Origin of the sequence: Rhizobium sp. L43 (genome assembly GCF_002531725.1) — a bacterium.
Classification (GTDB): domain Bacteria; phylum Pseudomonadota; class Alphaproteobacteria; order Rhizobiales; family Rhizobiaceae; genus Rhizobium.
The window spans coordinates 1-524 of sequence record NZ_NWSQ01000099.1 but is presented as its reverse complement, the minus strand read 5'-3'; the positions used below and the strand labels follow the sequence as shown (position 1 = coordinate 524).

The following is a 524-nucleotide window of genomic DNA, read 5'->3' as shown; positions in this document are numbered from 1 at the left end:
TCCATGCCGATGACGGTGGCGCTCAACAATGTCGTCAACACCTCGACCGGGGTGGTCGAATACAATGTCAACATGGCAGCGGCGATGATCGCCGCCGTGCCGACGCTCATCGTCTATATCCTCGCCGGCCGCTACTTCGTGCGCGGTCTGATGGCGGGCGCTGTCAAAGGGTAATCCATGGCCTTCCTCGAAATCTCCGGTCTTAAAAAACGCTTCGGCGCCGTCGACATTCTCAAGGGCATCGACCTCGAACTCGACAAGGGCGGCTTTCTCGTGCTGGTCGGCCCGTCCGGCTGCGGCAAGTCCACCCTGCTCAACACCATTGCCGGGCTGGAGACGATCACGTCTGGCGATATCCGGATCGACGGGCGCGACATCAGCGGCCTGCATCCCTCCAAGCGCGATATCGCCATGGTGTTCCAGTCCTATGCGCTCTATCCGAACATGACGGTATCAGGCAACATCGCCTTCGGCATGGAGATCCGCGGCGTGCCCAAGGACGAACGGGAAAAGGCGATCAAACA

At 60.3% G+C, this 524-nt stretch carries 1 protein-coding gene and 1 pseudogene; both read left to right on the top strand.

Annotation, left to right across the window (positions count from 1 at the left end; translation table 11 throughout):
• A pseudogene (locus CO667_RS34610) lies at positions 1-174 on the top strand (carbohydrate ABC transporter permease); the annotation flags it as partial.
• A 3-nt stretch (positions 175-177) separates the two neighbouring features.
• Positions 178-524, top strand: a 347-nt coding sequence (locus CO667_RS34605) for an ABC transporter ATP-binding protein (RefSeq protein ID WP_143540792.1), incomplete at its 3' end; no start/stop codon positions are given.